General features: G+C 65.6%; 24 protein-coding genes and 4 tRNA genes. 12 read left to right on the top strand and 16 right to left on the bottom strand.

The features are described from left to right. The first annotated feature begins 16 nt into the window (after window positions 1-16). The 3 genes from DES52_RS14805 to DES52_RS14795 are packed head-to-tail and all read left to right on the top strand — an operon-like array spanning window position 17 to window position 3,131. Complete coding sequence (locus tag DES52_RS14805; RefSeq protein WP_110887603.1) at window positions 17-970, top strand: ABC transporter permease; 954 nt, start codon at window positions 17-19, stop codon at window positions 968-970. 1 nt (window position 971) lies between these two features. After that, on the top strand, window positions 972-1,847 hold the full coding sequence (locus DES52_RS14800; RefSeq protein ID WP_245901035.1) for an ABC transporter permease: 876 nt from the start codon (window positions 972-974) through the stop codon (window positions 1,845-1,847). A gap of 27 nt (window positions 1,848-1,874) precedes the next feature. Further along, window positions 1,875-3,131 carry a dipeptidase gene (locus DES52_RS14795; protein ID WP_245901033.1) on the top strand — a complete coding sequence of 419 codons (1,257 nt, stop codon included), beginning with the start codon at window positions 1,875-1,877 and terminating at the stop codon, window positions 3,129-3,131. 63 nt (window positions 3,132-3,194) lie between these two features. Here the strand turns inward: DES52_RS14795 and DES52_RS14790 are convergent, their stop codons facing one another. From DES52_RS14790 to DES52_RS14750, 9 genes are all read right to left on the bottom strand, one after another. After that, complete coding sequence (locus DES52_RS14790) at window positions 3,195-3,962, bottom strand: rhodanese-like domain-containing protein (RefSeq protein ID WP_110887716.1); 768 nt, start codon at window positions 3,960-3,962, stop codon at window positions 3,195-3,197. Window positions 3,963-4,038: 76 nt separating this feature from the next. Continuing rightward, on the bottom strand, window positions 4,039-6,450 hold the full coding sequence (locus DES52_RS14785; protein ID WP_110887602.1) for a tetratricopeptide repeat protein: 2,412 nt from the start codon (window positions 6,448-6,450) through the stop codon (window positions 4,039-4,041). A gap of 161 nt (window positions 6,451-6,611) precedes the next feature. Beyond that, window positions 6,612-7,826 (bottom strand): YbfB/YjiJ family MFS transporter, encoded by a 1,215-nt coding sequence (locus DES52_RS14780; protein ID WP_110887601.1) that lies wholly within the window; start codon window positions 7,824-7,826, stop codon window positions 6,612-6,614. 24 nt (window positions 7,827-7,850) lie between these two features. After that, window positions 7,851-10,205, bottom strand: a complete 2,355-nt coding sequence (locus tag DES52_RS14775; RefSeq protein ID WP_110887600.1) for a glycoside hydrolase family 31 protein — start codon at window positions 10,203-10,205, stop codon at window positions 7,851-7,853. Further along, window positions 10,202-11,263, bottom strand: coding sequence for a glycoside hydrolase family 15 protein (locus tag DES52_RS14770; RefSeq protein ID WP_110887599.1), 1,062 nt, complete (start codon window positions 11,261-11,263; stop codon window positions 10,202-10,204). The genes DES52_RS14775 and DES52_RS14770 overlap by 4 nt, the downstream gene beginning before the upstream one ends. Window positions 11,264-11,267: 4 nt before the next feature. Then, a complete protein-coding gene (locus tag DES52_RS14765) occupies window positions 11,268-12,476 on the bottom strand; it encodes an ABC transporter substrate-binding protein (RefSeq protein WP_110887598.1) in 1,209 nt (402 codons plus the stop codon). 62 nt (window positions 12,477-12,538) lie between these two features. Continuing rightward, window positions 12,539-13,417, bottom strand: coding sequence for a carbohydrate ABC transporter permease (locus DES52_RS14760; RefSeq protein WP_245901031.1), 879 nt, complete (start codon window positions 13,415-13,417; stop codon window positions 12,539-12,541). Then, window positions 13,411-14,283: a carbohydrate ABC transporter permease gene (locus tag DES52_RS14755; protein WP_110887597.1), complete on the bottom strand. Its 873-nt coding sequence runs from the start codon at window positions 14,281-14,283 to the stop codon at window positions 13,411-13,413. Before DES52_RS14755 ends, DES52_RS14760 begins: the two co-directional genes overlap by 7 nt. Then, complete coding sequence (locus DES52_RS14750) at window positions 14,276-15,448, bottom strand: ROK family transcriptional regulator (protein ID WP_110887596.1); 1,173 nt, start codon at window positions 15,446-15,448, stop codon at window positions 14,276-14,278. Before DES52_RS14750 ends, DES52_RS14755 begins: the two co-directional genes overlap by 8 nt. A gap of 111 nt (window positions 15,449-15,559) precedes the next feature. Here DES52_RS14750 and DES52_RS14745 point away from each other — a divergent pair, with 111 nt between their 5' ends. Continuing rightward, window positions 15,560-16,024 carry an SMC-Scp complex subunit ScpB gene (locus tag DES52_RS14745; RefSeq protein ID WP_110887595.1) on the top strand — a complete coding sequence of 155 codons (465 nt, stop codon included), beginning with the start codon at window positions 15,560-15,562 and terminating at the stop codon, window positions 16,022-16,024. Window positions 16,025-16,027: 3 nt separating this feature from the next. Here the strand turns inward: DES52_RS14745 and DES52_RS23495 are convergent, their stop codons facing one another. Next, window positions 16,028-17,770, bottom strand: coding sequence for a sensor histidine kinase (locus DES52_RS23495; RefSeq protein ID WP_146237305.1), 1,743 nt, complete (start codon window positions 17,768-17,770; stop codon window positions 16,028-16,030). 223 nt (window positions 17,771-17,993) lie between these two features. Here DES52_RS23495 and DES52_RS14735 point away from each other — a divergent pair, with 223 nt between their 5' ends. Beyond that, entirely contained in the window at window positions 17,994-18,629 is a 636-nt protein-coding gene (locus DES52_RS14735) for a phosphotransferase-like protein (RefSeq protein WP_245901029.1), read from the top strand. An 85-nt stretch (window positions 18,630-18,714) separates the two neighbouring features. On the opposite strand, the gene DES52_RS14730 is transcribed toward DES52_RS14735, so the two are convergent. Next, a complete protein-coding gene (locus DES52_RS14730; RefSeq protein WP_245901027.1) occupies window positions 18,715-19,131 on the bottom strand; it encodes a VOC family protein in 417 nt (138 codons plus the stop codon). Between the two features lie 530 nt (window positions 19,132-19,661). Between DES52_RS14730 and DES52_RS14725 the strand changes: the two genes are divergently transcribed. After that, window positions 19,662-20,915, top strand: a complete 1,254-nt coding sequence (locus tag DES52_RS14725) for a S41 family peptidase (protein WP_110887593.1) — start codon at window positions 19,662-19,664, stop codon at window positions 20,913-20,915. A 465-nt stretch (window positions 20,916-21,380) separates the two neighbouring features. Here the strand turns inward: DES52_RS14725 and DES52_RS14720 are convergent. The 4 genes from DES52_RS14720 to ddrC all read right to left on the bottom strand — a co-directional run bounded on the left by DES52_RS14720 (window position 21,381) and on the right by ddrC (window position 22,499). Continuing rightward, window positions 21,381-21,457 (bottom strand) — tRNA-Arg (locus DES52_RS14720). 28 nt (window positions 21,458-21,485) lie between these two features. Further along, window positions 21,486-21,559, bottom strand: a tRNA-Gly gene (locus DES52_RS14715). A gap of 63 nt (window positions 21,560-21,622) precedes the next feature. Then, window positions 21,623-21,699 (bottom strand) — tRNA-Pro (locus tag DES52_RS14710). Between the two features lie 74 nt (window positions 21,700-21,773). Continuing rightward, window positions 21,774-22,499: a DNA damage response protein DdrC gene (ddrC, locus tag DES52_RS14705; RefSeq protein WP_245901025.1), complete on the bottom strand. Its 726-nt coding sequence runs from the start codon at window positions 22,497-22,499 to the stop codon at window positions 21,774-21,776. An 85-nt stretch (window positions 22,500-22,584) separates the two neighbouring features. Between ddrC and DES52_RS14700 the strand changes: the two genes are divergently transcribed. The 5 genes from DES52_RS14700 to DES52_RS14680 all read left to right on the top strand — a co-directional run bounded on the left by DES52_RS14700 (window position 22,585) and on the right by DES52_RS14680 (window position 24,905). Beyond that, window positions 22,585-22,661, top strand: a tRNA-Arg gene (locus tag DES52_RS14700). Window positions 22,662-22,748: 87 nt separating this feature from the next. Then, on the top strand, window positions 22,749-23,375 hold the full coding sequence (gene gmk / locus DES52_RS14695) for a guanylate kinase (protein WP_245901023.1): 627 nt from the start codon (window positions 22,749-22,751) through the stop codon (window positions 23,373-23,375). Between the two features lie 59 nt (window positions 23,376-23,434). Continuing rightward, window positions 23,435-24,199: an endonuclease III domain-containing protein gene (locus DES52_RS14690; RefSeq protein WP_110887591.1), complete on the top strand. Its 765-nt coding sequence runs from the start codon at window positions 23,435-23,437 to the stop codon at window positions 24,197-24,199. A gap of 1 nt (window position 24,200) precedes the next feature. Next, window positions 24,201-24,446, top strand: a complete 246-nt coding sequence (locus DES52_RS14685) for a response regulator receiver protein (RefSeq protein WP_110887590.1) — start codon at window positions 24,201-24,203, stop codon at window positions 24,444-24,446. Window positions 24,447-24,629: 183 nt separating this feature from the next. Beyond that, on the top strand, window positions 24,630-24,905 hold the full coding sequence (locus tag DES52_RS14680; protein ID WP_110887589.1) for a GlsB/YeaQ/YmgE family stress response membrane protein: 276 nt from the start codon (window positions 24,630-24,632) through the stop codon (window positions 24,903-24,905). A 104-nt stretch (window positions 24,906-25,009) separates the two neighbouring features. Here the strand turns inward: DES52_RS14680 and lspA are convergent, their stop codons facing one another. Continuing rightward, entirely contained in the window at window positions 25,010-25,549 is a 540-nt protein-coding gene (gene lspA, locus DES52_RS14675) for a signal peptidase II (RefSeq protein ID WP_110887588.1), read from the bottom strand. Window positions 25,550-25,607: 58 nt separating this feature from the next. On the opposite strand from lspA, the gene DES52_RS14670 reads away from it, so the two are divergent. Continuing rightward, a complete protein-coding gene (locus DES52_RS14670) occupies window positions 25,608-26,096 on the top strand; it encodes an S-ribosylhomocysteine lyase (RefSeq protein ID WP_110887587.1) in 489 nt (162 codons plus the stop codon). Window positions 26,097-26,201 lie beyond the last annotated feature (105 nt).

The following is a 26,201-nucleotide window of genomic DNA, read 5'->3' as shown; positions in this document are numbered from 1 at the left end:
GTCCCGAGGAGAGATCATGCCCGTTCCCTACATCCTGCGCCGCTTGTGGCACGCCCTGATCGTGCTGGCCGTCGTGTGCGTCGTGACCTTCATCGTCGTGCGCCTCGCGCCCGGCGGGCCGTCCCTCCTTGCCGACCCGAACCTCGGCACGGTCGAACGCGCGGCGATCGCGGAGCGCCTCGGCCTGAACGACTCCGTCCCCGAGCAGTTCGCGAAGTTCGCGGCGGGTGTCGTGCGCGGCGATCTCGGCACGTCCTTTCTGTACGGCACGCCGACCTTGCAAGTCATCGGGCAGCGCCTTCCGAACACCTTGCTGCTCGCCGGGACGGCGCTGCTCGTCACGGTCCTCGTCGCCGTGCCGCTCGGCTTGATGTGCGGCTTGCGGCCCAACAGCCTGCTCGACCGCCTGCTCAGCACGGTCAGCCTCGTGTTCGTCGCCGTGCCCGTCTTCTGGTTCGCCCTCATGCTGATCATCCTCTTCGCCGTCGTGCTGCGCGTCTTGCCCGCCGGCGGCATGAACGCGCCCGGCATGGAAGGCAACCTCCTCGACTCCTTGCGCCACCTCATTCTCCCGACGCTCGTCTTGGCGAGCGCCACCATCGCCGAGGTGCTGCGCTACACGCGCTCCAGCGCCCGCACGGCCGCCATGCAGGACTACGTGCGTACCGCCAAGGCCAAGGGCGTCGGGCCGCTTCGCCTTCAGTACAAGCACATTCTCAAGAACGCCTTGCTGCCCGTCCTCACGGCCATCGGACTGCAACTGCCGCGCCTCGTGGGAGGCGCGGCCGTCACCGAGACGATCTTCGCGTGGCCCGGGATGGGCCGCCTCAGCGTCGAGGCGGCCTTGGGACGCGACTACCCGCTCATCCTCGCCATCACCCTCGTCGTGGCGCTCGCCGTCGTTTTGTTCAACCTCCTCGTCGACCTGCTCTACCCCGTGGTGGACCCTCGTGTCCGAACGGAGGCTTGACGTGGTGCCCGACGTTCGCGTGCCCGTTTCGGGAGGCTCGAAGCCGCGCCGTCTCAGCCGCCGCGTGCGGCGCTTCCTTCGCAACCCCGCCGCCGTCGCGTCCGTGTTCGTGCTGCTGCTCATCGTCGCCTTCAGCGTCCTCGGCCCGCTCTTCCACAAGGCGTCCCCGACCGAAATCGACTTCGCGAGTCAGTTCGCGCGGCCCAGCGGCGCCCATCCGCTCGGAACGGACGAGAACGGCCGCGACGTCCTGATCCGCCTCATGCTGGGCGGCCGGGTGTCGCTCACGGTCGGCTTCTTCGCGGTGCTCGTGTCCGTCGTGTTCGGCGTGCTCGTCGGCGGGCTGAGCGGTTACTTTCGCGGCGTCACCGACGCGCTGTTGATGCGCTTCACGGACGGAATGCTCGCCATTCCCGGCTTCTTCATCGCGATGCTGGGCCTCACCTTCTTCGGAACGGGCTTGCTGCCCCTCGTGCTCGTCATCGGCCTCACGTCTTGGATGGGCCTCGCGCGCCTCGTTCGTAGCGAGATCTTGCGCTACCGAGAAGAACTCGCGGTGGAGGCGGCGCGCGCCCTCGGGGCGGGCGACGCCCGCATTCTGATGCGCCACGTCCTGCCGCACGTCGCTCCGACCGTGATCGTGAATGCCACGATCGGCATCTCGTTCGCCATCCTCACCGAGTCGGCCCTGTCGTTCCTCGGACTCGGCATCCAACCGCCCGCCGCGTCGTGGGGCAACATGCTCAACGGCGCGCAGAACTACCTTTACAACGCTCCGTGGCTCGCCCTCTATCCCGGCGCGATGATCTTGCTGACGGTCGTCGCCTTCAACTTGTTCGGAGACGGTCTCCGCGACGCCAACGACCCGAACGCTTGACGCCACCGCGCGTGAAAGGACCCGCTCATGACGGACACCCGTGAAGCGCACGCCTCCAACGAATCGCCGCAGAACCAGCCGATGCAGGCCAAGCGTTACAGCGGCTACAAGTCCTTTTCGTACTTGGAGCCCGACGTCGACTACAAAGTCTTCGAACTCGCCCCGGAACTGAACCGCGTTCCGAGCAAGCGCGTCGAAGTCACCCCGGAGCAAGAGGAGCGCGTTCGCCGCGTTTTCGGCGAGCACCTCATGATCTCGCTACACGACCATTGCTTCATCGCGCCGAAAAACCTCGACGAGATCTTCGAGTTTCGCCGCTGGGGCCGAGACTGGACGGGCTACGAAGGCTTGAGCCACTCGGGCCTCGACGTCGTGTTCGACAACCTCATGAACGGCACGGCCATGATCACGTCGCGCGGCGGCTGGAAGTGGGAAGACGTCATCTACGACCTCGGAATGCGCTTGTCGGACATCGCGCATCAGGACATGGTGGTGCTCGCCACCACCACCGAGGATCTCGTCAACGCCAAGAAGAACGGTCAGATCGCCTTCGTCGTCAGCATCGAGGGCGCGGCGATGATCGAAAACGAGCTCGACCGCATCGACATCCTCTACGGACTCGGGGTGCGCTGCCTCGGCATCGCCTACTCGGAAGGCAATCAGCTCGGCGGGGGCCTCAAGGAGGCGCGTGACGGCGGCCTCACCTCCTTCGGACGTCAAGCCGTGAAGCGCATGAACAAGCTCGGCATGGCGATCGACGTCTCGCACAGCGGCGATCAAACCAGCCTCGACACCATCGAGGTGAGCGACAAGCCGATCTTCATCACGCACGCGGGCGCGCGCGCCTTGTGGAACTCCAACCGCCTCAAGCCCGACCACATCATCAAAGCGTGCGCCGAGAAAGGCGGCGTCATCGGCATCGAGGCCGCGCCGCACACGACCATCACCCAACATCGTCCAGTGCACTCCATCGACTCGTTCATGGAGCACTTCGAGTACTGCGCGAACCTCGTCGGCATCGACCACGTCGCCTTCGGACCGGACGTGCTGTACGGCGATCACGTGGGCTTGCACACGGTCTTCGCCCGCGCGCTGTCCATCGGCGAGTCGCGCGGCGCGGCGCCGTACCCGAAGGTGGAGTGGGTCGACGGCTTGGAGAACCCCGCCGAAGCCTTCCCGAACATCGTTCGCTGGCTCGTGAAGAACGGTTACAGCGACGAGGACATCGCCAAGGTCGCCGGGGGAAACATCCTGCGGGTGCTCAAGCAAGCGTGGGCGCGCTGAAGAACGTGGTCGAACGGGCGCGGTTTTCCGCGCCCGTTCGACTGTTCGCTCACTTCACGGTCCTCACCGCAGGGCGGCCCGAAGCTGTTCGTAGCTGCCAGGATAGTACGAGACGTTGTGAAACGCGTTCTTCGCGATTTCCTGCGCGACCGTTCGAGCTTGAGAGGCGCTTTCGCCGAAGACGATCACGCGCGTGTTGTGATCCTCCATCGGCAAACGCCCGTCGTCCTTCGCTTTCGCCACGTCCGAGAGCGTGATGTTCACGGCGCCGTCCAGCGAAGCGGCGGCGAACGCCGCTCGGTCGCGCGCGTCCACCCAGCGAGCCGTGCGGTCTGCCGCGTACACGTACTTCGCGCCGTCTCCTTCCGTCTCCATCACCTCTCCCAGCGCTCGCCAGACGGGAGCGCCGAGTTGATACCGCCGCACGTTCGTGAAGCCTTCCTTGAGCAGATCCTCGCTCAGCCGCTTGCTCTTGCCGCACATCGGACCGTTGCAGTACAGCACGAGCGCCTTGCCCTTCTCGCCTTGCACGAGGCGTTCGATTTCGTGCGTGTCGCTCACGTACTGACTCATCGAAACGCCCGGTTTGGGAGCGACGTTGAGGGCGCCGGGGATGTGGCTCGTCGCCCACTCCATGTGAGGACGCGCGTCCAACACCAACGCGCTTCCGTCCGCCAGGACACCTCGAAGCGCCTCGGTGCTGACCTCGGGCGTTTTCACGTTCTGCTCTCCGAGGGTGGTCGTGAAGACGGTCGCGACGATGCTCGGCGTCTGGGCGAGGGCGAGAGAAGCGAAGACCGCGAACGTGACCACCTGCAATTTCGTGCGCATGCTGACCTCCGCTCTCAGCGTGCGCTCGACGCTTCGTGGCGGCATCGGGCGAACGACCCATACGCTCGCGCGTCCGTCAAGCCCATCCTTCGCGAATGGCGTGCGCGGCGGCGGCGGCGCGCGAGTTCACTCCGAGCTTGTTGAAGACGTTCTCGCAGTGACGAGCGACGGTCTTTTCGCTCAGCTCCAGTTGCCGAGCGATCTCCCGATTGCTCAGCCCGGCTGCCATCGACACGACGACTTGACGCTCGCGAGGCGTCAGCACGTCCTCTGCCCGCTTCGGATCGGCGCGCACGTCCAAACGCGTCACGACGACCAACGCGTCGTCCACGCTCATCGTCTGTCCCTCTTGGCGAGCGCGTTCGTACGCGGCTCGACTGAGCTTCGCCCGCGCCCGTTTCATCGCACGGGTGACGTAGCGCTCATCGAGCGGTGCGAGGCCCGCGCCGATCGCTTCTCGAAGCGCCTGCCCTTTGCTCGACAACCGAACGGCGTCCTCGTAGGCGCCCACCGCAACGGCCAAGCTCGCGAAGTCCTCCAGCGTCTCGGCCACGTTTCGCTGATGTCCCAGCCGCACGGCCCGCGTCAACGCCTCGGACAGCAATGGCCGCGCGGCCGTCAAATCACCTCGCGCCACCTCCGCCAAGCCGAGCGCCGTACGCGAAGCGATGACGCCCCGCTCGTCACCGATGCCCTCGCGCACCTCGAGGCTTTCTCTGAGCAGGGCCGCGCCACGAGCGTCGTCTCCCAGCTCGAAGGCGGCGCGTCCCAGCGCGTACAAGGCGTAACCGACGCCGTGCAAGTTGCCATTGGAGCGCCAAAACGTCAACGCGCGCGTCAACAGCGGCACGGCTTCTCGCGCGTCTCCCCAGTACAAGTGCAGCCGACCGAGGTTGAACAGCGGCGTCGTCCGTCCGAAGTCGCGCTGCTCGGCTTCCCAAAGCGGCAAGGCTTGCTCCAGAAACGCGCGGGCCTCGCGTGGTCGGGCGGCGTTGTGAGCGAGGACGCCCAAGGCGTTCAGCGCGGCGGCGACGTGCAAGCGGTCGCCTTCGGACCGCGCGAGGGCCAAGCAATCATGGAAGTGCTCGGCGGCTTCGACGTGATCGCCTTGCATGCGCGCCATCTCCCCGGCGGTGTACGTGGCCCTCGCCCGTCCTTCGGGCGCGTCCGTCGCCCGCAGCGCCCGATTCAACCAGCGGCGGCCCTCCGTGAGGTGCCCGTGGACGCTCCAGAAGTTCCCGAGCCGAGACGCGAGCAGCAAGGCGAGCGGCGGGTCGTGCTCCAAGGAGAAGCGCAAGGCGGAGCGAAAGTTGTCATGGTCGCGCTCCAAGCGCTGGAGGACGCTCGCCTGACGCCGAGTCCAGACGTCCTCGTCGAGCCTCCGGGCGAGGGCGAGGAAGTGGTGAGCGTGACGAACGCGCGTGGCGTGCGTCTCGTCGAGCGCGTCCTGCTGCTCGGCGGCGTATTCACGGATGACCTCCAGCAGCTGAAAGCGGGGCGTGCCGTCGGCGTCCTCGCCCGAGCAGACGAGGCTGTGACGTACGAGCACCTCTACGAGGGCGAGCGTCTCGTGCTGGGGCCCGTCCAAGAGCGCAGCGAGACTCTCCAAGGTCGCGCCGCCCGTGAAGCAGCTCAAGGTCCTCAGAACGCGGCGCGCCTTCTCGGGAAGCAGGCGGTCGCTCCACGCGATCGTGGCGCGCATCGACCGTTGATGCTCGGGCCACTCCTGCGGTCCGCCCGTCAGCAAATCCAGCGTCGGTGAGAAGAGCCGCCGCAAGGCGCGCGGCGACAAGGTACGCAGGTGCGTCGCCGCGAGCTCGATCGCGAGCGGAAGGCCGTCGAGGCGGCGCACGATGTCGGCGGCGGCGAGCGCGTCCTCTCCGGTCAAGGTGAAGCCGTGACGCACGGCGAGCGCTCTGCGCCGAAACAATTCGACGGCGGGCGCCCGCAAAATTTCTTCCAAGGTCGCGTCCGCCTCGGGCAAGGCGAGAGGCGTGAGGGCGTACTCGCGCTCCAAGGCCAAGCCGAGCGGCACGCGGCTCGTCACGAGGACCTTCACTTCGGGAACGCTCGTCGAGAGATCGCGCAAGAATCCGCCCACGGCCGGGAGGTGCTCCGCGTTGTCGAGCACCAGCAGGAGGCGCGCCGCGCACAAGTGGGCGCGAACGCGCTCGAACGCCGCCTTCTCGGGGTCCTTCAAGCCGAGGGCCCGCGCGGTCACGCTCGGTAAGTCGGCGTCGTGCCTCACCCGCGCGAGCCGCACGACCCGCGCCCCGTCCGGGAAGTCGGGCGCGGCCCGCGCCGCCGCCGCGAGCGCCATCGTCGTCTTGCCGCAGCCTCCCGGGCCGGTGATGGTCACGACCGGAGCGTCACGGTCGCTCAGGAGAGCGTCGAGCTCGGCGAGTTCACGGTCCCGCCCGACGAGCGGAACGAGATTCGCGGGCAGCGAGGCGGCTCGAGAATTCAACGGCGTGTCGAAGTCCATCATGACGGCGTCCCCTTGAGTTCGTGCGGCTTGCAACGCGTCGAGCGGCGTGTCGTGCGGTTGTGCCAGTTGTACACGAGGCGGGGCCCGCCGTGTGAAGAGCGGGCGCCCATCGGCGGATCATGAAAGGCCTCCTTTAAGAAGCGAGCGCGAGCGGGCGTTCCTCAACCCGAGTTCGGGAGGAAGGGCGGCGGGGGTTGTAGCCGCGCGACGACCGCGCCGATCAGCAGCAACGCCGCCGACACGCCGAGACCGAGCGGCAAGCCTCCCGCGCGGTCCGACAGCCACCCCGACAGAAGCGGCCCGAGCGTCTGGAAGGCGGCGAACACGACCGTGAAGGTCGCGACGCCCGCGCTCCACGACGACGTCGGCAGATGGTGGCGCACGAGGGCCGTCGTCGCGGCGACGACGGACAGGAAGGACGCTCCGAACAACGCCGCCGAGACGAGGGACAAGAGTGGAGACGCGAGCAGCACGGGCAGGCCCGCTCCGAGCGCGCAGCCCGTCAGCAGCACGGCGAGGGCCGTTCCTCCGCGCGCGCGTTGCAGCAATCCTCCCCAAATCCACGGCGCGATCATGCTGGCGAGGCCCAGCACCGACCAAAACGCCGTCACTTGAAGGTCGTCGGCGCCGCGCGCTCGCAGCAAGGCCACCGAGAAGGTCATGTACGCGATGTACCCCACGGCGAACAAGGTGTACGCGATCAGCGCGGGCCGCAGAAAGCTGAACTCGGGTGATCCTCGCCGTTCTCCCGCCCGCGGTCTTTTCGTGGCCTCGCCCGCGATTCCCTTGGCGGAGATCGGCACGGCCAGCAAGGCGAGGCCGCCGAGGCCCAACCAACCGACGTGCCACGACGCCGCGCCGAAGGCGTCCAGAACGCTCGGCAAGACGAGGCCCGTCGCGAGGATGCCGAGCCCGCCGCCCGCGTAGAACACCGACAGAATCGTGCCGCTTCTCGAGGCCCGCACGCTCGACGCCGCGTGCGCCGCGAGGACGCCGCCCGCCGTGAAGGTGAGGGCTCCGCTGGCACCCGCCAACCCCCGAGTGAACAGCAGCCACGGCAACGCTTCCCCGAGTCCCGTCGCGAGAAGCGCGACGCCCGTGACGAGCATGCCTGCCAGGAACGTCCACTTCGCTCCGAAGCGCGTCATGAACGGCGCGGCGAGCACCGCTCCGAGGAGATAGCCGGCGGCGTTCGCGGTGTTGAGGCTGCCCGCCGTCGTGTAGGACCAGCCGAGGTCCGAACGCATGGCGGGCAGCAGCAAGGCGTACGCGAAGCGCGCGAACCCCAGCGCCACCACCACGCCGAGCGCCAAGCGCAGGACGTCGGCGAGGGCGGCGCGCTCGTCGCGTGCAGAAGGAGGCGAGCCGTCGGGCACGCTTCATGCTACCCGCGCCTTCGCTCAGCCTCGGGCGCCTCGAAAGATCTCGACAAGGACCGACGCCCGTTCGCTGTCCGTTCGAACGAACACGGGAATGCGTTCCAGCGGGGCGGGCACGAGCACGACGCGTTCTCCCTCGAACTCGGCGCCCGACCACACGTCGGTCCAGCGGCCTGGCGGCAGACGCACTTCACGCGCGAGCGCGCCCTTCTCCACGACCGGACACACCAGCAGATCGCGTCCGAACAGGTACGCGTGCGGATCGTCGTGCAAGAACGCCCGTGCGCGCGGGTACACGAGTTCGGGCGAGCGCATGAGGGGCAGGCCGACCGCGCTCATCTCGCGCGCTTCCGCGTCGACGTAGTCGAGCAGGCTCATGCGCAGCTTGGCATAGAAGCGGTACACGCTCAGCGCGCGAGGATCGCCGTGACGCTCCGCGATGTTCCACGGCGTGCGGTCGCGGTTGTCCTTGGCGGCGTTGAATTCGGAGTGGTACTGCATGATGGGGCAGAGGGCTCCGAACGCGACCGAGCGCAGGTACAGCTCGACGCTCGGAATGTCGCCGCTGAATCCGCCGATGTCCCACGTCCACATCGAGACGCCCGAGATGCCCGCCGAGACACCCGCCTGCACGCTCGCCTTGAGGGCGCTCCACGTGCTGTTCTCGTCGCCCGCCCAGTGTGCGGGGTACTTCCCGGCGCCCGTGAAGCCCGCCCGAGAGAAGGTCAGGCCGTTTCCTCGCGTCTTGCTCGAAACGAAGTCGTGGTAGGCGCCCACGTAATCGTTCGCGTACGCGTTGAACAGCTCTTGACCGCGCCGCCCGTCGAAGGTACGCAAGTCGCGGCCCCACAAGTGCTCGCCGCCGTCCGTCTTCATGCCGTCGATGCCGAGGTCGTCGAAGAGGTACGCGCGCTTCGCGAACCACCACTCGCGCGCCTCGGGATTCGTGAAGTCCACGACGAGGCCGTCCGTGAACCACCATCCCTTGCAGCGGTAAGGAGTTCCGTCCGCGTCACGAACGCCAAGGCCGCGCGCGCTCATGTGCGCTTCGTCCGCGTGGTGCTGAGGATGGTCCTCGGGAACGTGCTTTTGAACGGGAATCTGCCACAGCAGCACGTGGACGCCGTGCGAATGGCACTCGGCGATCATGCCTTTGGGGTCGGGCCAGCGTTCACCGAAGGTGAAGTCCGACAAGGCGAAGGCGTCCGAGCCGGGCTTCGGGGTGTACGCGGCGTCGTTGAAGATGTAGAAGGTGCTCTCGTCGCTCCACGCTTCCAGCACGAGAACCGTCGCCGGGATGTCCTCTTGCACGGTGCGGCGCACGACTTCCAGCGTGCGCGCCTGGTTGTTCCAGTCGTTCGAGCTCATCCACGGCCCGAACGCCCACTTCGGCGGAACGCTCAGGCCGCCGTTCAGTTCCACGAACGCGCTCGTCACGCCGTACGGTTCGTCCGCCACGATGAAGTGCAGCGACATCGACAGGGGAGAGGAGGGAAGCTTCTCGACCGTCACGACCGCTTCGTCTCGCCGCAAGTCGAAAAAGCTCGGCTCGGCCTCGGCGAGCCACACGCCCCACGCGTCGGGCGACACGACGAAGGGCGCGGGAAGGTACGTGCGGTCTCCCTGCTCTTTGTACTCTTCGTACACGCGCACGTCGTAGAGCTTGCCGCGTCGATTCTGGGGAGTGAAACGTTCGCCGAGCCCGTACAATTCGTCGCCCGCGTGAAAGCGAGCTTCGAGCCGCGCGAGGTCGCTTCCGACGAGCACGCGGAACTTCAGCGATCCCCGCGCGACCGCCGTGCCGCCGGGGCGTGACACGGTGACGTCCAGCGTGGAGCAGTCGAGCTCCAAGAGCGCGCCGTCGGCGCGTACGGCGAGACGACCGTCTGCTCGGTGCGCCCGCAGTTCGAGTCCGGTTCCCGCCGCCTTTCCGAAGCCGACGGCGCAAACGCCGCTCGCCGGGAAGCTCAGGATGCAAGGAAGCGTCGAACCGTCGTCCAAGCCGAGCGTCAAGTGCACGAGCGTCGCCTCGACTCGAACGTCCTCGACGCTTCGCACCTCCCTCCAAGCGCCGACCGTGAACGAGAACGACTGCGAAGCGCCGCCCGCCTCGATCGTGTACGTGTACTCACCGGGCGTGACGACGCCGAGATCGGTCGTGAAAAGCCCGTCTCCGAGTGACGTGGCGCTCAGGTGCTCGCGGCGGCCCCTCGAAGTCAGCGTCACGCTCGCCTTCTCGGTCGTCGCGCGGAAGTTCACGGTGACGCGATCGCCCGGTGCGGGATCGCGCGGAGAGCGTTCGTCGGGCAGCTTCTTGTACGGATCGTCGATGCCGAAGGGCCGGTGCGAGAGAGAAGCGGTCAAGGTGTCGTTCATGGCGTCTCCACGAGGGTGGGGGCGAGTTCGGCTTCGAGGACGACGTGCATCGCGTGCGACCACAGCAAGGGGTTGGCGCTTTGCCCCCAGCGGTCTCGCCAGTACGGTTCGTAAGCGGGCGTCAGAAGCTCGCCGTGCATCTGCTCGGGCAAGCCATGGGCGCTCCACGCGTCTTGCACGACTTTCAGGCAACGCCTCGCCTCGTCCGTCCGCCCGAGGCGCGCGTACACCCAGCCGAGCCACGCGGTCAGCAGCACCCAGCGACCCCCGCCGTAGTAGGTGTCGAAGGCGTATCGGTAGACGCCGCCTCGCACGAGGTCGCGTTCGACGCGGGCGAGCGTGGCGGCGAACACGGGGTCTCGGAGGTCCACGAGGCCGAAGGGCACGCCCGCCCACAACAGGCTCGCGTCCGGAAACGGAAAGCCCGAGAACTTCACGAGCTCCGAGCCTTGCACGAGGTGCGTGCGGGTGAAGGACCGAAGGCGCTCGGGCAGGTCGCCCACCTCGGGCACGAACGGCTGTATGGCGTGCAAGCCGCCGTACAGCGACGCGAGGGTGCTGGTGTGCCAGCGGTACGGAAATTCCTCCCAGCAGTCGTAGCACGGTTCGTTCCAGAAGGTGCGCAGGTACGTGACCGTGACGTGCACGCCGCGCTCGAACTCGCTCGGCAAGCTCACCTTCCCGCTGAGCTTCAAGTGCTCGGCGAGACCCCACAGGACTTGCCCGTACCCGTCGAGCTGGAAGTTCGGCCAATCGTCTCCGAGGGCGTCGCCGCTGAGGGCGAAGCGCGTCGGCAGGAATTCCGCGTCGGAGATGGGGACGTTTCGCTCGCGCTTCGCGACGAGGCTTCGAACGTGCTCCTCCAAGCTCGCGATGGTGCCCAGCGCCCAGCGGTAAAAGCGTTCCGCCGCCGCGTGCTCGCCTCCTCGGTCGAGGGCGTACGCCACGAAGGTGCCGTCGCGCAGCCAAGCGTACGGGTACTGCGAGAACGTCGGGCACGCGGGAAACGCGCCGCTGTCGGCTTGATGAAGAAGGAGGAGGCGCAGCGAGTCTCGCACGTTCTTACTTCCTCATCATCGCTTCGACGCGTGCTTGCGCGCTCGCGAGTGCCTGCTCGACGGTCTTCGTGCCGAGGCGCGCCGCTTCGAGTTCCTGGTTGATGATGTCTTGCAGTTGAGATTGATTTTCGACCACGGGCGGCGTGACGGCGTAGCGCAGCGAGTCGAACACCGCCTCGCGGTTGGCGGGCATCGGCTTGGCGAGGTAAGGCGCGACGAGGGTGCGCTGCGAAAGGCTGAGGGCAGGAAGTTCCCAGCTCGACGCGATGCGGCGCGCGGCGGTCGTGGGGCTTGCCGCGAGGAACTGCACCCACTTCGTGGCGGCGTCGGCGTTCTTCGCTTTCGCGCTCACGACCGCCGCGTTCGAGAAGAAGTGCGTTCCCTTCTTCGTTCCGCCCGGCTCCACGGCGATGTCCCACTTGAAGTTCGCCTTGCTGAACTTGTCGAACATCCAGATGCCCGAGACGAGCATGCCAAGCTGACCGTTGAGGAACAGGTCCTCGTTCGCGACGCCGCTCATCTGCGCGTCGGTCGGCATCACCTTTTGCACCAGCACCTTGTCCACGAGGTACTTCAAGGCGGCTCGGTTTTGCGGCGTGTCGATTTGCACGTCGTTGCCGCTGATCTTGAGGCCGCCTCCGGCTTGCTGCGCGACTTTGTAGAACTCCCAGAACTGCACGGGCTGGTAGACGCCCCAAATGCGCTGCGCCGGGTTGTTGATCTTCTGCGCGGCGCTCAAGACGTCCTTCCACTTCCACGAGGCCGTGGGGTACTTCACGCCCGCCTTGTCGAACAAGTCCTTGTTGTAGAACAGCACGACCGTGGAGAAGGTGATCGGCAGGCCGTACTGGCGGCTTTGGAAGCGGAAGGCGTTGAGGGCGGCCGGATAGAAGGTGTCGCGCGGAACGGCGCTCGCCGCGAGCGGGCGCAAGGCGCCTCGGCTCGCGAAGGTCGCGAAGTTCTCGTAGTTCAGCTCGAACGCGTCGGGAGGATTGCCCGCCGCGATGTCCGTTTGGAGCTTGGTGAAGTACGAATCGAACGGCGCGGTCACGAGGTTGACCTTCACGCCGGGATTCTGGGCCTCGAAGGCCGAGATGAGGGCTTTCATGTCGTCCATGTGCGTCGCGTCCGTCGTGAACGAGTAGTACGTCACGGTCGACTGGGCGAAGGCGGTCGAGGCGGTCAGCAAGGCGAGCGTCAACAGCTTTTTCATCACGGTTCTCCTGAAGGTCGGGAGGGCTTCGGGCCGAAGGTCGATGAGTCAGTTCAGGCGCATCACCCCTTCACGCTTCCGGCGGTCATTCCGGCGACCACCCAGCGCTGAGCGAGCAGGAACACGAGGATCATCGGAAGGACGCTGACGACGGCCCCGGCCATGATGAGGTTCCACTGTGTCTGACCGGGATACACGCCTTGCAGCGTCGCGAGGGCGAGCGGAAGGGTCATGAGGTTTTGGTCGCTCACGATGAGCAGCGGCCACAAGAAGTTGTTCCACGACGCCATGAACGCGAAGACGCCGAGCGTCGCGAGGGCGGGACCCGAGAGGGGCAGCATGACGCGCGCGAACGTGCCGAACGTCGAGCAGCCGTCGAGCGTCGCCGCTTCCTCCAGCTCTTTGGGCAAGGAGAGGAAGAACTGACGCATCAAGAAGATGCCGAACGCGCTGAACATCGCGGGCACGATGAGGCCGAGCAGCGAGTTCGTCCATCCGAGGGTTTTGACGATGATGAACAGCGGCGTCATCGTGACGGCGAACGGCACCATGAGGGTCGCGAGGATGAGGGAGAACAAGGCGTCGCGGCCTCGGAAGTGAAAGCGGGCGAAGGCGTAGCCGCTCGTGGACGCGACGACGAGTTGGCCGAGGGTCGTGAGGACCGCCACGAGCGCCGAGTTGCCGAGGGCGCGCCACAGCGGGAAGCTTTGCGCGACGTCCCGGTAAGCCTGCAACGTCGGCGATTCGGGCACGAGCCGGGGCGGAAGGGCGAGCACGGCGCCTTCGGGCTTGAGGGACGTGCTGATCATCCACAGAAACGGCATGAGCATCACCGCCGCCCCGAGGATCAGCAATCCGAACGTCAACCACGCTTTCCAAGCGAAGGAGCGGCGGCGAGGCGGCGTCGCCGCGAGGGGAAGGGGCGCCGTGCGGGTCACCACGACCACCGCCTTTGCAGACGCGTCAAGACGAAGGACGTCGCGAACACGAGGACGAAGAGCGCCCACGACATCGCCGCCGCGTAGCCCATCGCGTTGTAGGAGAAGGCGTTCTTCACGATCCGCTCGATCAGGACGGTCGTCGCGCCCGCCGGTCCGCCGCCGGTCATGACGTACACCTGGTCGAACACCTGAAAGGAGTTGATGAGGCTGATGGTGAGCGCGAAGAAGATCGCGGGAGCGAGCAGCGGAACGGTGACGAACCGCGTCTGCTGGAATTCGGTGGCGCCGTCGATGGCGGCCGCCTCGTGCAGTTCCTCGGGCACGTTCTGCAAGCCCGCCAGCAGGATCGTCATGACGAAGCCGACGTCCTTCCACAAGCTCGTGAGGATCACGGCGGGCATCGCGAAGCGCGGATCGAACAGCCACGCGGGACCGGTGACGCCGACGACGGCGAGCAAGTTGTTCAGCAGGCCGTAGCTTGGATTGAGCAGCCACTTCCACACGAGGGCGACGGCCACCCAACTCGTCACGACGGGCAGGAAGTACACGGCGCGTAACAGTCCGCGTCCCGGCACGTTGCGGTTCAGAGCAATCGCGACGACGAGGCCGAGCAGCATGACGGGCGGCACGTACAGCACGATGAAGGTGAGGGTGTGCGACAGGGCCGAGCGAACTTCGGGGTCGGCCAGCAAACGCGTGAAGTTCGACAAGCCCGCCCATCTGGGGGGCGTCAGCAGATCCCATGACGTGAACGCGAGGACGAACGACGCGACGATCGGCCCGAGCAGAAACACGCCGATGCCGATCAAAGCGGGTCCGAGGAACAGCGCGAGGGTCAAGCGTCGTTTGAGGCCGCGTTCATACATCGCTGCTCACCTCCAAGTCGAAGACGCGGCTCACGGCGAGGCTGGCGGCGCCGCGCGCCCACGCGTCGTCGCCCCACGGTTCGACGACGACGGGAAGATGCCGCGCGAGGCCGTCGAAGGCGTGTTCGCGCAGAGCGGCGCGCAACGCCTCGAAGAACACGTCTCCGAGCCGCACGCCCTCGCCGCCGATCACGACGAGCTCGGGATTGACGAGGTTGACGAGGTTCGCGAGCGCCACGCCGACACGCGTTCCGCCGTCGTGCAAAATGGCGGCGACGCGCTCGTCGTGCACGTTCATCAGGAGGTCTTGGACATCCTTCACGCGCACGCCCGCTTCTTTGGCTCGAGCGAGCAGGGCGGGTTCGGAGGCGTACGCCTCCAGGCATCCGCGCTTGCCGCACTCGCACACGCGTCCGCCGACCTCGCTGACGGTGTGCCCGAGCTCGCCCGCTCCTCCGTCGCGCCCTCGGTGGGCCACGCCGCCGAGCACGAGGCCCGCGCCGATGCCGCGCCCGACCGTCACGACGGCGAGGTGCGCGGCGCCCTTGCCGTGCCCGAACAGGCGCTCGGCGGCGGCGAAGGCGTTCACGTCGTTGTCGATGAAGGTCGGCACGCCGACGCGCGCTTCGAGCAAGGCGGCGATCGGGACGTCTTGCCAGCCAAGGTACGCCGATCGAACGCACACGCCGCGCGCCGAGTCGATGACGCCTGGCAAGCCCATCCCGATGCCCGCGAGGCGGTCGTGCGGCAAGTTCGAGGCGGCGAGCAACTGCTCGGTCGCTTGGCTTGCCACGCGCGCGACGAGTTCGGGCGTGTGCTCGGCGAGGGGAAGTCGAACGCCGCCGCGCACCCGCCCGCCGAGGTCCACGAGGACCGCCGCGAGCTCGCGCTCCATCAACTTGATGCCGACGGCGGCGCGCGCGGCGTAATTGACGCGCAGCATCACCGGGGGGCGTCCACCCGTGGAAGGCCCGATTTCCTGCTCTTCCACGAGGCCGTCGTCCATCAGTTCGGCGACGACGGCGCTGATCGCCGCGCCGCTCAGGCCGCTGCGCTCTTTGAGGTTCGCGCGGCTGAGGGGTCCCTCGTGGTGCAGGAAGTTGAGGACGGCGTTTTTGTTCAGGGCGCGCACGACGCTCTGATCGTTTCCTCGAAGTGAGCGCATCGCTCCCCTTTCTTTATTCAGTTACTTAAGTAAGTGGATCGTACGAAATTCCATTTCCGCTGTCAAGAGAGGCGCAAGGCACGCGCTCCGCTCCACGCGCTACCCTGACGTATGAGCACCACCCGCAAACCCGCCTTTCGGCTGCCCGAACACTTACGGCGCCTTCGACAAGGCGCGGCGGAGGACGCCCCTTCCTCCCGCGAGCGACCGTCGACGAGTCGTACGCCCACTGCCGACAAGCCGAGCCCGAGCCGGACGAGCGCGAAGAACGCTCCTTCCGAGTCGTCTCCGCCCGACCGCATCACCAGCTTGCTGCCGAGCTTGCTCGCCGCCATGATCGGCGACACTCGCCCCGCCGACAGCGCGGGCCTCTTGCTGCGCCAAGAAGACGTGCTCGCCGCGCTCGCTCCTTACCACCGCCCCAAGAGCCGCTTCGAAATGCTCGTCATCCGCAAGCTCGTCGGCGAAGGCTACCTCAAGCCCAGAGGTGCGCGCGACAAGCACGGATTCAGCGGCGTCTACGAAGTCACGCCCAAAGGCCGCGACCTCGTCCGCAAGCACGTTCGTCCGGGGTGAACGTCACGCGGGCAAGGTGAAGTGGAAGGTGGAGCCGACGCCGACTCGGCTTTCCACCCACAAGCGCCCGCCGTGCCGCTCGACGATCTTCTTGCACACGGCGAGGCCGATCCCGGTGCCTTCGAAGCGCTCGCGGCCGTGCAGGCGTTGGAAGATCACGAAGATGCGCTCGAAGTACTTGTCCTCGATGCCGATGCCGTTGTCGATCACGCGAAAGTGCCACATCGCTTCGTCGCGCGTCGCCGACACCCGCACCATCGGCGCCACGTCCGGACGGTGGTACTTCACGGCGTTGTACAGCAGATTCTGCAGCAACTGATCGACTTGAGGCCGATCGACTCGGACGGACGGAAGCTCTTCGCGCGTCAACGTCGCGCCCCAGCGTTCCACGTCCGGAGCCAACCGCGCCGCCACCGCGTCGAACACCTCGTTCATCGAAACGACGTCCGGAGCGGTCAGGTGCGTGGTGAGCCGAGCGTAAGCCAGCAAGTCGTCCAAGAGGCGCTTCATGTGCTGCCCGTTCGCGCTGATCTGCTCCAAGTACGACCGACCTCGCTCGTCGAGGCGATCTCCGTAGCGGCCCTCCACGACTTGCGCGAAGCTCGTCACGGCGCGAATGGGCGCTTGCAGGTCGTGGCTGGCGACGTACGCGAACTGCTCGAGTTCCGCGTTGCTGTGCCGCAACTGCTCGTTGGCCAGTGCGAGGGCGTCCCGCTGACGCGCCGTTTCGGCCGCCACCCCCGCCCGTTCCAGCGCCAAGCCGATCGTCGCGGCCGCCCGCCGCATGAGGTCCCGCTGCCCGGGGGTCCACGACCCCAAGCCGCGTCGCCGCCAAGCCGCGACCGCTCCCACCACGCTTCCGTCGCGCGTCACGATGGGCTCGACTCCATACGACATGCCGCGCACGTTCGCCGCCGCGTCGGGCCGCGCCTCATAGTCGTCGAGATACAGCGCGCTTTTCGTTTTCACGACGTCCGCCAGCACGGGCGTGTCCGTCAGGAGGATCTCGCTGCTGCACAGCATCGCCGCGACCTGCCGAGGCGGCGTGCCCTGCACCGTGGACGACCGAACGCGCTCGCCCTCCAGCGTCAGCACCAGCATCGCCGAGGCGTCCAACGCGGGCGTGAGGCGCTCCAACGCGGCCAGTTCGACTTCGCGCGTCGTCGTCGCGCTTTGCAAGGCGTCGCCCAGGGCGGCCAGCAACTCCGAGCGTGCCACGGACTCAAGAAGCGCGTCGTTCGTGCGCTCCAACGTGTGCCGCTGCTCCGCTACCTGCCGCTCGGCCTCCAGCAGCCGTGAAACACGCGGCACGAGCGGCGGCAAGGCGGCGGCTGTCGCCACGCTCACGATGGCCGTGACGGCCCGCACGTACCCGTCGAGCCACATCAACGGGACGAAGCGCACGAGGACGTGCATGACGTGCGTCAAGCCGCACGCGACGATGAACAACCCGAAGGCCAGTACCACCCAATCGAAGGGCAGCGTTCGTCGATTGCGGTACACCATGTACGCCAAGATGCTCGCGATGACGGTATACGACATGCCGATCAGCAAGTCGGACCCGACATGCAAGGTCGTGAGCGTCGCCGGCCAGCCGTCCTGATGGCCTGCCATCGCTGGCAGCGGACGCAAAAGGTTGGCGAATATGTCGGGCCACAGAAACGGCAGCGTGATTCCACCGGCGGCGATCGCGAGCGTGCGCAACAGAGAAAGATCTTTTCGGCGCAGCAGCATCACGCCTCCCATGGAGTGAAGTCGAAGGGTCGAAAGGTGAACTTCGGACAAGAACACCCGTCGGTGTTCTTCATGGTATCACCATCAACTCAGGGGATTCGGAACGATTCCAGTCAAAGCCTCGGTTCGGTCAATTCCATGAATGCATCAGCCTGGACGAACTTTTTCCCCGTCGAACTCCAATCTGGATGGGTCGTGCTACGAGGTGCGAGCACGGTAAAACGTATACTCGCTCATGCCACAATTCAACGATTCGAAGGAACCAGCGCCCGACGGGGCCATGCCGGGTCGCCTGATCGTCGTGAACGGAGCGTCGAGCACGGGCAAGTCGTCGTTGTGCACTGCTCTGCAAAATCTGCTCGCCGAGCCGTATCTGCAACTCGGATACGACCGCGCGTGGATGAACATGCCGACGCGGTACTTTCCATACCAAGCGAACGAGCGCGACGGGGTTTGGTACGACCTGCATCCCGACGACCCCACCGTCGCGGTGGGCATCGGATTCGGGGCAGTCGGGCGGCAGGTGATCAGCGGCCTGCATCACATGGTGGCGGCGCTCGTGGCGAGCGGCAGCAACGTCATCGTGGACGTGCTGTTCTTCGATTCCGCTACGTTCGAGGAAGCCATGCGGCTGTGGAGCCCCTACCGACCGCTGCTCGTCAACCTCAAGCCACCGCTGAATGTCAGCGAACGCTGGGAAGCCGAGCGGGACGCGACCAGAGCGGGACGCCCCACGGGCCTGGCTCGTTTGGGACGTGACGAGATCTACGCCCACCCGGGCTTCGACCTCGACCTCGACTCGTCGCTGGGCACGCCCGAGGACGCGGCGCGAGTCGTGATCGCCAAATTGCAAGAGACGCTTTCCCCCTGAAGCTCGAAGCCATGGCTTTCGGGCTTCAGGGAGGCAACCACTCGGACGACGTCGCTCCGTGCCTGCCATGAGACGGCGTCAGCCCTCAAAGAGTACGCCAGGGCATCTCCTGAAGCAGCCACGAGTTCCCGTCCGGATCGCGAAACGATGCGAATTTCACGCCACGGTCGAATACTTGCACCGAACCGACCTCCACCCCGTTCTCGATCAGCAAGGCCCGCGTCTGCTCGACGCTGGAGACCACGAGGTGCAGCGACCGGAGCGTTCCGGGCGTCACGCTCGAAATCTCACCAAGGCCCGCGCTGAGCAAGATCGAGCATGCCGAGCCGGGCGGCGTGAGTTGCACGACGCGCCTTCCCGGAGCGGGCTGAACGTCGTGATCGACGTGAAAGCCCACTCGATCCGCGTAGAACGACTTGGCCCGATCAACGTCCGTCACGGGAATCGGAATGAGTTCGAGCAGCATCACGGGAACGTCGAATCGGTCGGGTGGCACGGTCATATGCTTCCTCCAGGTCGAGAGTCTTGGCGAGACGGGGCGGGCGTCAAGGAGAGAGCAAGGCGCGACGCGGCGAGGCAAGCGAGCCGGGACCGATGCTCAGGAGGGTCCCGGTTCCCACTCTTTGCAAGTCTACGTGGAACGAACGGGCCATACTCGCCGTGAGCGTCACGCGGATGTTGCTCGGCATGCCCGATACGGTGACGCGGAAACACGGGACATCGTGCCGAGTCGCCTGCCAGCCGAGATGGGCAAAGCGGTTGCACGGCGAAGCGCCGTGGAACCGTCCGCGCGATTGGGGGCTCTCGTCCTCGGCGTGATGCCCGCCGGACCAGGAAACGACGCGCTCGGCGTGATGCACAGGCTGATCGAGCGCAGCACAGGTCAGGCGCGAACGTCGCGTCGGGAGAGAAGAACCGACCATGAAACGCCCTAGAGCTTCTCGCGACGATACGCGTTTGGTACATTGTAATCGCTCACACGTCCGTCCTCGTGCGTCATGCCCCTGATTCCTGGGTTCTTCGGAGGTTCCCATGCTCAGCCGCTTGCTCGTCACGGCGTCGCTTCTGCTCGCGCCGGTCGCCTTCGCGCAGCCAGCCGTCGTGACTTGTCCGGTCGTCGCCCCGTCCCCCGACGCGGCGGGCACGCACCGCCTCAGCCCCACGCTCCGCGAGGCTGTCTTCAAGGACGTCAGCGACCTGATCTCGAGGAACTATATCGACTCGGCGAAGCTCAAGCGCCTCAACTGGCCGAACCTCGTCGACGCCTACTGGATTCGGACAAAGGCTGCCTCGGACGACGCCGAGTTCTACCGCCTGCTGCGTGAGCTCGTGGGCAAGCTCGACGATAAGCACGCGCGGTTCGAGTCGAGTATCGAGATCGACGACTTCACCGCCAGGATCAACAACCAGCAGACGTGGGGCGGCGTGGGCATCATCGTGAAGGGCCCCCGCACCGACCGTGGCGGGCTGGTGATCGACAAGCTCGTTCCCGGCGGTCCCGCCCTGACCGCCGCCCTTCGGCCGGGCGAGGAACTCGTGAAGGCCGACGGCGCGAACTGCCCGACCGTGGAACGAATTCGCGGACCGGTCGGGTCCACCGTTCGCCTGACCGTCCGAAGCCTCGACGGGCGGGAGCGCGACGTGAACCTCAAGCGCACCCAAGTGCAGTACCGCGCCGAGCCGGTGGTCGAGCGATTGGCGTTCGCTTCGGACATCGTGTACCTGCATCTGGACGACTTTGCGGTGAGGGGCATCGGAGCGCAAGCGGTCAAGCGACTCGTGCAGGTGGTGGGACGCGCGCCCGTCAAGGGCGTGGTGGTCGATCTGCGCTGGAACACCGGCGGCGTCGACGAGGAAGCGCAGCCGGTGCTGGGCAACTTTCTCTCCGGCAAGTACGGAGAGTTTCGCGACCGAACCGGGGCCGCTGTCGACCAAGTGGTGGCGGGCGGGCCACTGCTGGGGGCGTTGAAGAACGTGCCCGTGGCGGTGCTGGTCAACGAGGACACCTTCTCGTGGGGCGAGGCGATGAGCGGGGTGTTGCAGCACTTGCGGGGAGCGACGGTGATCGGGCGGCCCACCGGGGGTGGACTCGAGCCGACGCAGACTTTTGCCCTACAGGACGGGTCGCGCGTGTGGGTGACGAACAGGTTGTTCCATTACCCGGACGGAGTGCATCCACCGCGGATCGTGCCGGACATCGCCATGGACACGCGCTGGCCAGCGCCGAGATTGGCCGAAGACGCGGCCGTGCGCAAAGCCGTGGATGTCCTGCGCGGCAAGAAGTAGCGACCCGGTGACACCCGTCGGCCGGTTCGCTGCGTGCCCTTTCGACTCAACCTGGGGTTTTGATAGGCAGTCTTAGCCCGAACAACCTTCGCCGCTTCGCAGAAGTGGCGAAGGTTCAAGACCTCACCCCTCACGGATTGCGTCATGCGAACGCGACCTTGGGAGTCCATACGGGCGTTCCTGCCGAGGAGTAAGCAAGAAATCGGGTCACGCGTCGACTTCCATCACCTTGAAGTTTTACCGCCACCTTTTCATTGACGAGCGTCGAACGCACGCCAAGTCCCTCGCCGACTTGTTGGCAGGCCATGCACCGCCCTTGCCTGATGTCGCCAAGGCGGCGCGTGATCAAGCGGGCAAGCACTAAAATTGACGCGGTGGCACATGGGTAGCCCACGAACGCCCGAGAGCAAGCAACGCGCCAAAGGCTCGAGTCGAAGAAACCCGCACGCAGTGCGGGTTTTCTCTTGGCGCGCCCTGTAGGATTCGAACCCACGACCGGCCGCTTAGAAGGCGGCTGCTCTATCCGACTGAGCTAAGGGCGCATGGAAAAACGGCCCGAAGGGGCCGTTTTGGAGCGGGATCACGGATTCGAACCGAGGCCAGAAGCTTGGAAGGCTGCTGTGCTACCACTACACCAATCCCGCGTGCGTTCACCCCTAGTCACTTGCATCTTCCGGGGCCACCCTCTCGAGTGGCTCCGGGAGCCTTGGTCGAGGCGACTGGATTCGAACCAGCGACCCCTTGGTCCCAAACCAAGTGCGCTACCGGCCTGCGCTACGCCTCGAAAAGGGGCTCGCGTGCTCGGCGAACCGAACTCGCCCAGCAATGATAGCAGACGAGGCGCGAACTGGGTAGGGCTCAGGAAGCTTGACCGAGCGCGGTTGCCCACACCTTGCGCTCGTTGTCGACGTTCTTGCGGTGAAGCGCGAGAATCTCGTCGTTGCCGCGCGCCGCGTGCGCTTCGATTGCTTGGGCGCTCGCCGTTTCCAAGTAGGTCAGGCGCATCAGTTCGGCGGCCGTCATGCCGTCGCGCGTATCCCGGACGCCACGCTCGCGGCGGAAGGCCGCCGAGTTCATGTTGAGGACGCTGCGGTTGGACAAGCTGCTGACGAGGCGAAACACGTCGCCTTCCCCGCCGTGCTTGGCGACGGTGCTCATGAAGCGCTTGCGCGCTTCCGCGCTTTCGAGGCGGGCGCTGAGCCAACGGCGGCGTTCGCTGTCGGGATTGCGCTCGGCGATTTCTGCGGCGAGAGTGACGTCTCCGGAAAGGTAGCCGGTCAGCATCGCTTGTGCCCGCTCGCGCCAGCGCTTGGCGTCGGTCGTCTTCAGTGCGAAGGCGAGCAGAGTCACGTCTTGCCACGCCACCGTTTCCTCGCCGTGATCTTCGCCGAAGTCGTAGAAACCGCAGGAAACGCCGTGCTCGGCGAGATATGCTTGTACGTTCTCGATGTGCCGCACGCCCAAGGCGGCGAGGACGTCAAGCGCGTGCAGACGCCCGTCGGGCGTCATGCGTACGATGTGTTTGCCTAGCTTCGTGAACGACACGGCGTGCAGCGAAGACCCCCGATCCAGAGCGTTATTCATAGAAGTATTGTGCCATAATTCTGTTTGAAGCATAATGACGGAGGTCACACATCTTCTCGAAAGACGCTATACTCCACGCGAGTTCGCGCCCGTAGCTCAGTAGGATAGAGCGGGGGACTCCTAAGCCCTAGGCCACAGGTTCGATTCCTGTCGGGCGCACCAGCTTTCAGAGCGACAAGTGGCGACGCTTGTCGCTCGCGTTCGTTCACCCCTCACGTCCGAGGCGGCCGAGCCCTTATGCTTGAACGAATGCAAGGCGAAGACCCACAACAATCACGCGGACTGTTGATCGTCATGACCGGAGCGTCGGGCGTCGGAAAAGGCACGCTGCGAGAACGATGGCTCGCGGACAAGGACGTGTTCTACTCGATTTCGTGGACAACGCGCGAACGGCGACCCGCCGAGCGTGATGCCATCGACTACCACTTTCGCACCCGCGAAGCGTTCGAGCTCGAAATGCAAGAAGGCGGCTTTCTCGAATACGCGGAATTCGTCGGGAATTTTTACGGAACGCCGCGCGCTCCGGTCGAGGCGGCGCTCGCCCGCGGACAGGACGTCGTGCTGGAGATCGAGGTGGAAGGCGCGATGCAAGTCGCGTTGAGCACGCCCGAAGCGATTTTGGTCTTCATCATCCCGCCGAGCCTCACCGAGTTGCGCCGCCGGTTGGAAGGCCGGGCGACCGAGACGCCCGAACGAATCGAGAAGCGCTTGAAGCGTGCTCGCGAGGAAATCCTCGCCGCGCACTCCTTTCGCTACGTCATCGTGAACGACGACTTGGATCGGGCCGTCGCCGACCTCGAAGCCGTCACGCGCGCCGAGCGCCTCAAGGCGCAGCGAATGTCCCTAGAGTCGCTGCGGCGCGTCGTCGATAGCTGAAGGGCGTCACTCAACGATCGGGCAAGGCGGGCGGAGCAGGCGTGTTCGCACAATGCGGCATGAACGATTCGCTCCTGAAACGCCGCTCGACGAAGCGCGCCGTGACGTCCGAGGGTCCCGTACAAAAGGCGGCGAGAAACTTTCCATCGCTGAAGGACAAAGCGCTCGAGATTCACTCGATCTTGCTGGAGACGTACGGCGATAACGAGCACACACCGCGTCGCGAACCGATGCACGAGCTCATCTCCACCATTCTCTCGCAGCGCACGACCTGGAAGAACGAGGACCTCGCCTATCAACGCATGATGCAGCGCTTCGGCGACTGGGCGGGCGTCGAGAACGCGCCCGTGGACGAGCTCACCGAGGCCATCGCGCCATCGAACTTCGCTGAGGTGAAGGCGCCGAACATCCAGCGCACCTTGCGTGCGATTCGTGAATCGCGCGGCAGCTACGACATCTCGTTCCTCCAAGACTTGCCGACCGAGGATGGGCTCGCGTGGCTTCTCGCCTTGCCGGGCGTCGGCCTCAAAACGGCGACGCTCGTGCTTCTGTTCTGTTTTCGCAAGCCCGTCCTTCCCGTCGATACCCATGTGCACCGCGTGTCTCAGCGGACGGGACTGATCGGGCCGAAAGTGATGCACGAGGCGGCGCACAGCATACTCTTGGAACTCCTGCCCCCCGAGCCTGCCGTGCTGTACAACTTTCACGTGAACATGCTTCGTCACGGCCAGAAGATCTGCACGTGGAGTCGGCCCAAGTGCTCGCGCTGCGTGCTCGCCGCCGTGTGCAACTACTTCGCCGATCCAGACACCGAGAAGAGCTGACATGACGCACCCGCAAGATCTCAACGCGCTGATGAGCGCCGTGGTCGATCTCGCCCGTGAAGCTCGGCGATTGGCGCGCGCGGGACGCAACGACGTCGCCGAAGCGAGCGCCGATCACTTCGAGCGAGGGGCCGCCAATGCCTACCGCAATCGCAACGCCCCCATGCTCGCCGATCACTTGACGGCCGTCCAGACGCTCGTAGAGGAATTGCGGGCCCGTACGGGGAGCGGCGAAGCTGACACCTGATGGGAGCGACCGATTCGAGCTTCATACTTCCTTGCGCGCCAGGCGCGCGTCTTTTTTCGTTGCTTATAAGCTCTTGAATATAGTTTGAGAAGGTGAGGGGGTCAACACAAGACCGTGAGGACGATTTCTATTCTCAGGACACAACGGCAGCGAAGTTGCCGAAGAATCAGAGGAGGAAACGTTATGGCATGGATCGTTGCAATTCTGGTCGGCGCTTTTTGTGGTTGGATCGCCAGCATCATCATGAGGACGGACGCGCAGCAAGGCGCGATTGCCAATATCTTGATCGGCATCGTGGGTGCGTTGCTCGCCCGCTTGATCTTCGGTGACCTGCTCGGTATCGGCGCGGCGTCGGGAACGGCCGCCTCGAACGGCTTCAGCTTCTGGAACATCATCTGGGGCATCGTCGGCTCGGTCGTCTTGATCGCCCTGCTCAAGGCACTGCGCGTCCTGCGCTAACACGTTCGAGTCCGTCACACGACGAATTCAAGAACAAGAGATACAGAAGAGAAGCGCGAGGACTTTCCCTCGCGCTTCTCTTCTGTTCTGCTCGCTGGCGGCGCTCAGCGAGGCTTGCGGACGCTGGAGACTACGCTGGCGATCAGAAGCAAAATGACGCCGACGACGACACAACTGTCGGCGATGTTGAAGATGGGAAAAGGCTGCCCGTTGATAGAGCGGGTCACGGCGTCGAGCGCCGGGGACGAGAGCATGTCCGTCACCTTGCCTTGCCGAATTCCGTCGATGGCGTTGCCGATGGCTCCGGCCGAGATTATCGCGAAGACCACGGTGTGAAAGCGGTCTTGCGGACGTCTTGCCATATACACGAGCAGACCGACGCCGACGGCGAAGCGCAGGAGCGCGAGCAGAAAAGCCGAGCCCTGAAAGAGGCTCCACGCCGCGCCCGTGTTGTAGACGAGCGTGAAGCCGAGCAGACCGGGAATCGCGACTTCGACCGGCTGCCCGAAGGTCAAATTGGACACCGCCAGCACCTTCGTCCACTGGTCGAGCGCGAGCAGAGCCGACGTCACGACCAAAGGGACCCAGAAAGGCCACGTCCGCACTGGACGGATTGGAAGAGGGGAAGGCTCGACGTCAGACATGCAGGCAGTATAAGACGTGCCACTTCGTACACCTTTTCCCGCGAATGTGATGGGCACAATGACGAGCGTGGCAAACGTTGAATCGTTCGATTTGGATCACACCAAAGTGCACGCTCCCTACATCCGTCTGGCAGGCCGGAAGAAAACGCCTCGCGGAGACGTGATCAGCAAGTACGACCTCCGCTTGCTGCAACCCAACAAGGGCGCGATCGAACCGAGCGCGCTCCACACCTTGGAGCACCTGCTGGCGGGGTACTTGCGAGATCACGTGAATGACGTGGTCGACGTTTCTCCCATGGGATGCCGCACCGGCCTGTACATGGCGGTGATCGGGGAGCCCGACGAGCAAGGAGTCGTGCGCGCCTTCGAGGCGGCCTTGCGTGACGTCGAGACGCATGACCGTCCCATTCCGGGGGTGAGCGAACTGGAATGCGGCAACTACCGAGACCACGACCTGCAAGCCGCGCGGGGCTATGCGCGTAGCGCTCTCGAGGCAGGGTTGAAAGTGCAGGAGACGGTGCTCATTGAGCGCGGCGAACAAGGGTAGGCTCTTCGGCAACACGGGGGTGTTGACAAGTTTTAGTTTGAGGACTATTCTTTCTGAGCCTCGATTGAGGCGAGCAGGATGACAACCGGAAGCGACACACGCAAA

The organism is Deinococcus yavapaiensis KR-236, from assembly GCF_003217515.1.
Classification (GTDB): Bacteria; Deinococcota; Deinococci; order Deinococcales; family Deinococcaceae; genus Deinococcus_A; species Deinococcus_A yavapaiensis.
Note: the sequence above shows the minus strand (reverse complement) of the source record. Positions and strands in the feature narration are given on the sequence as shown.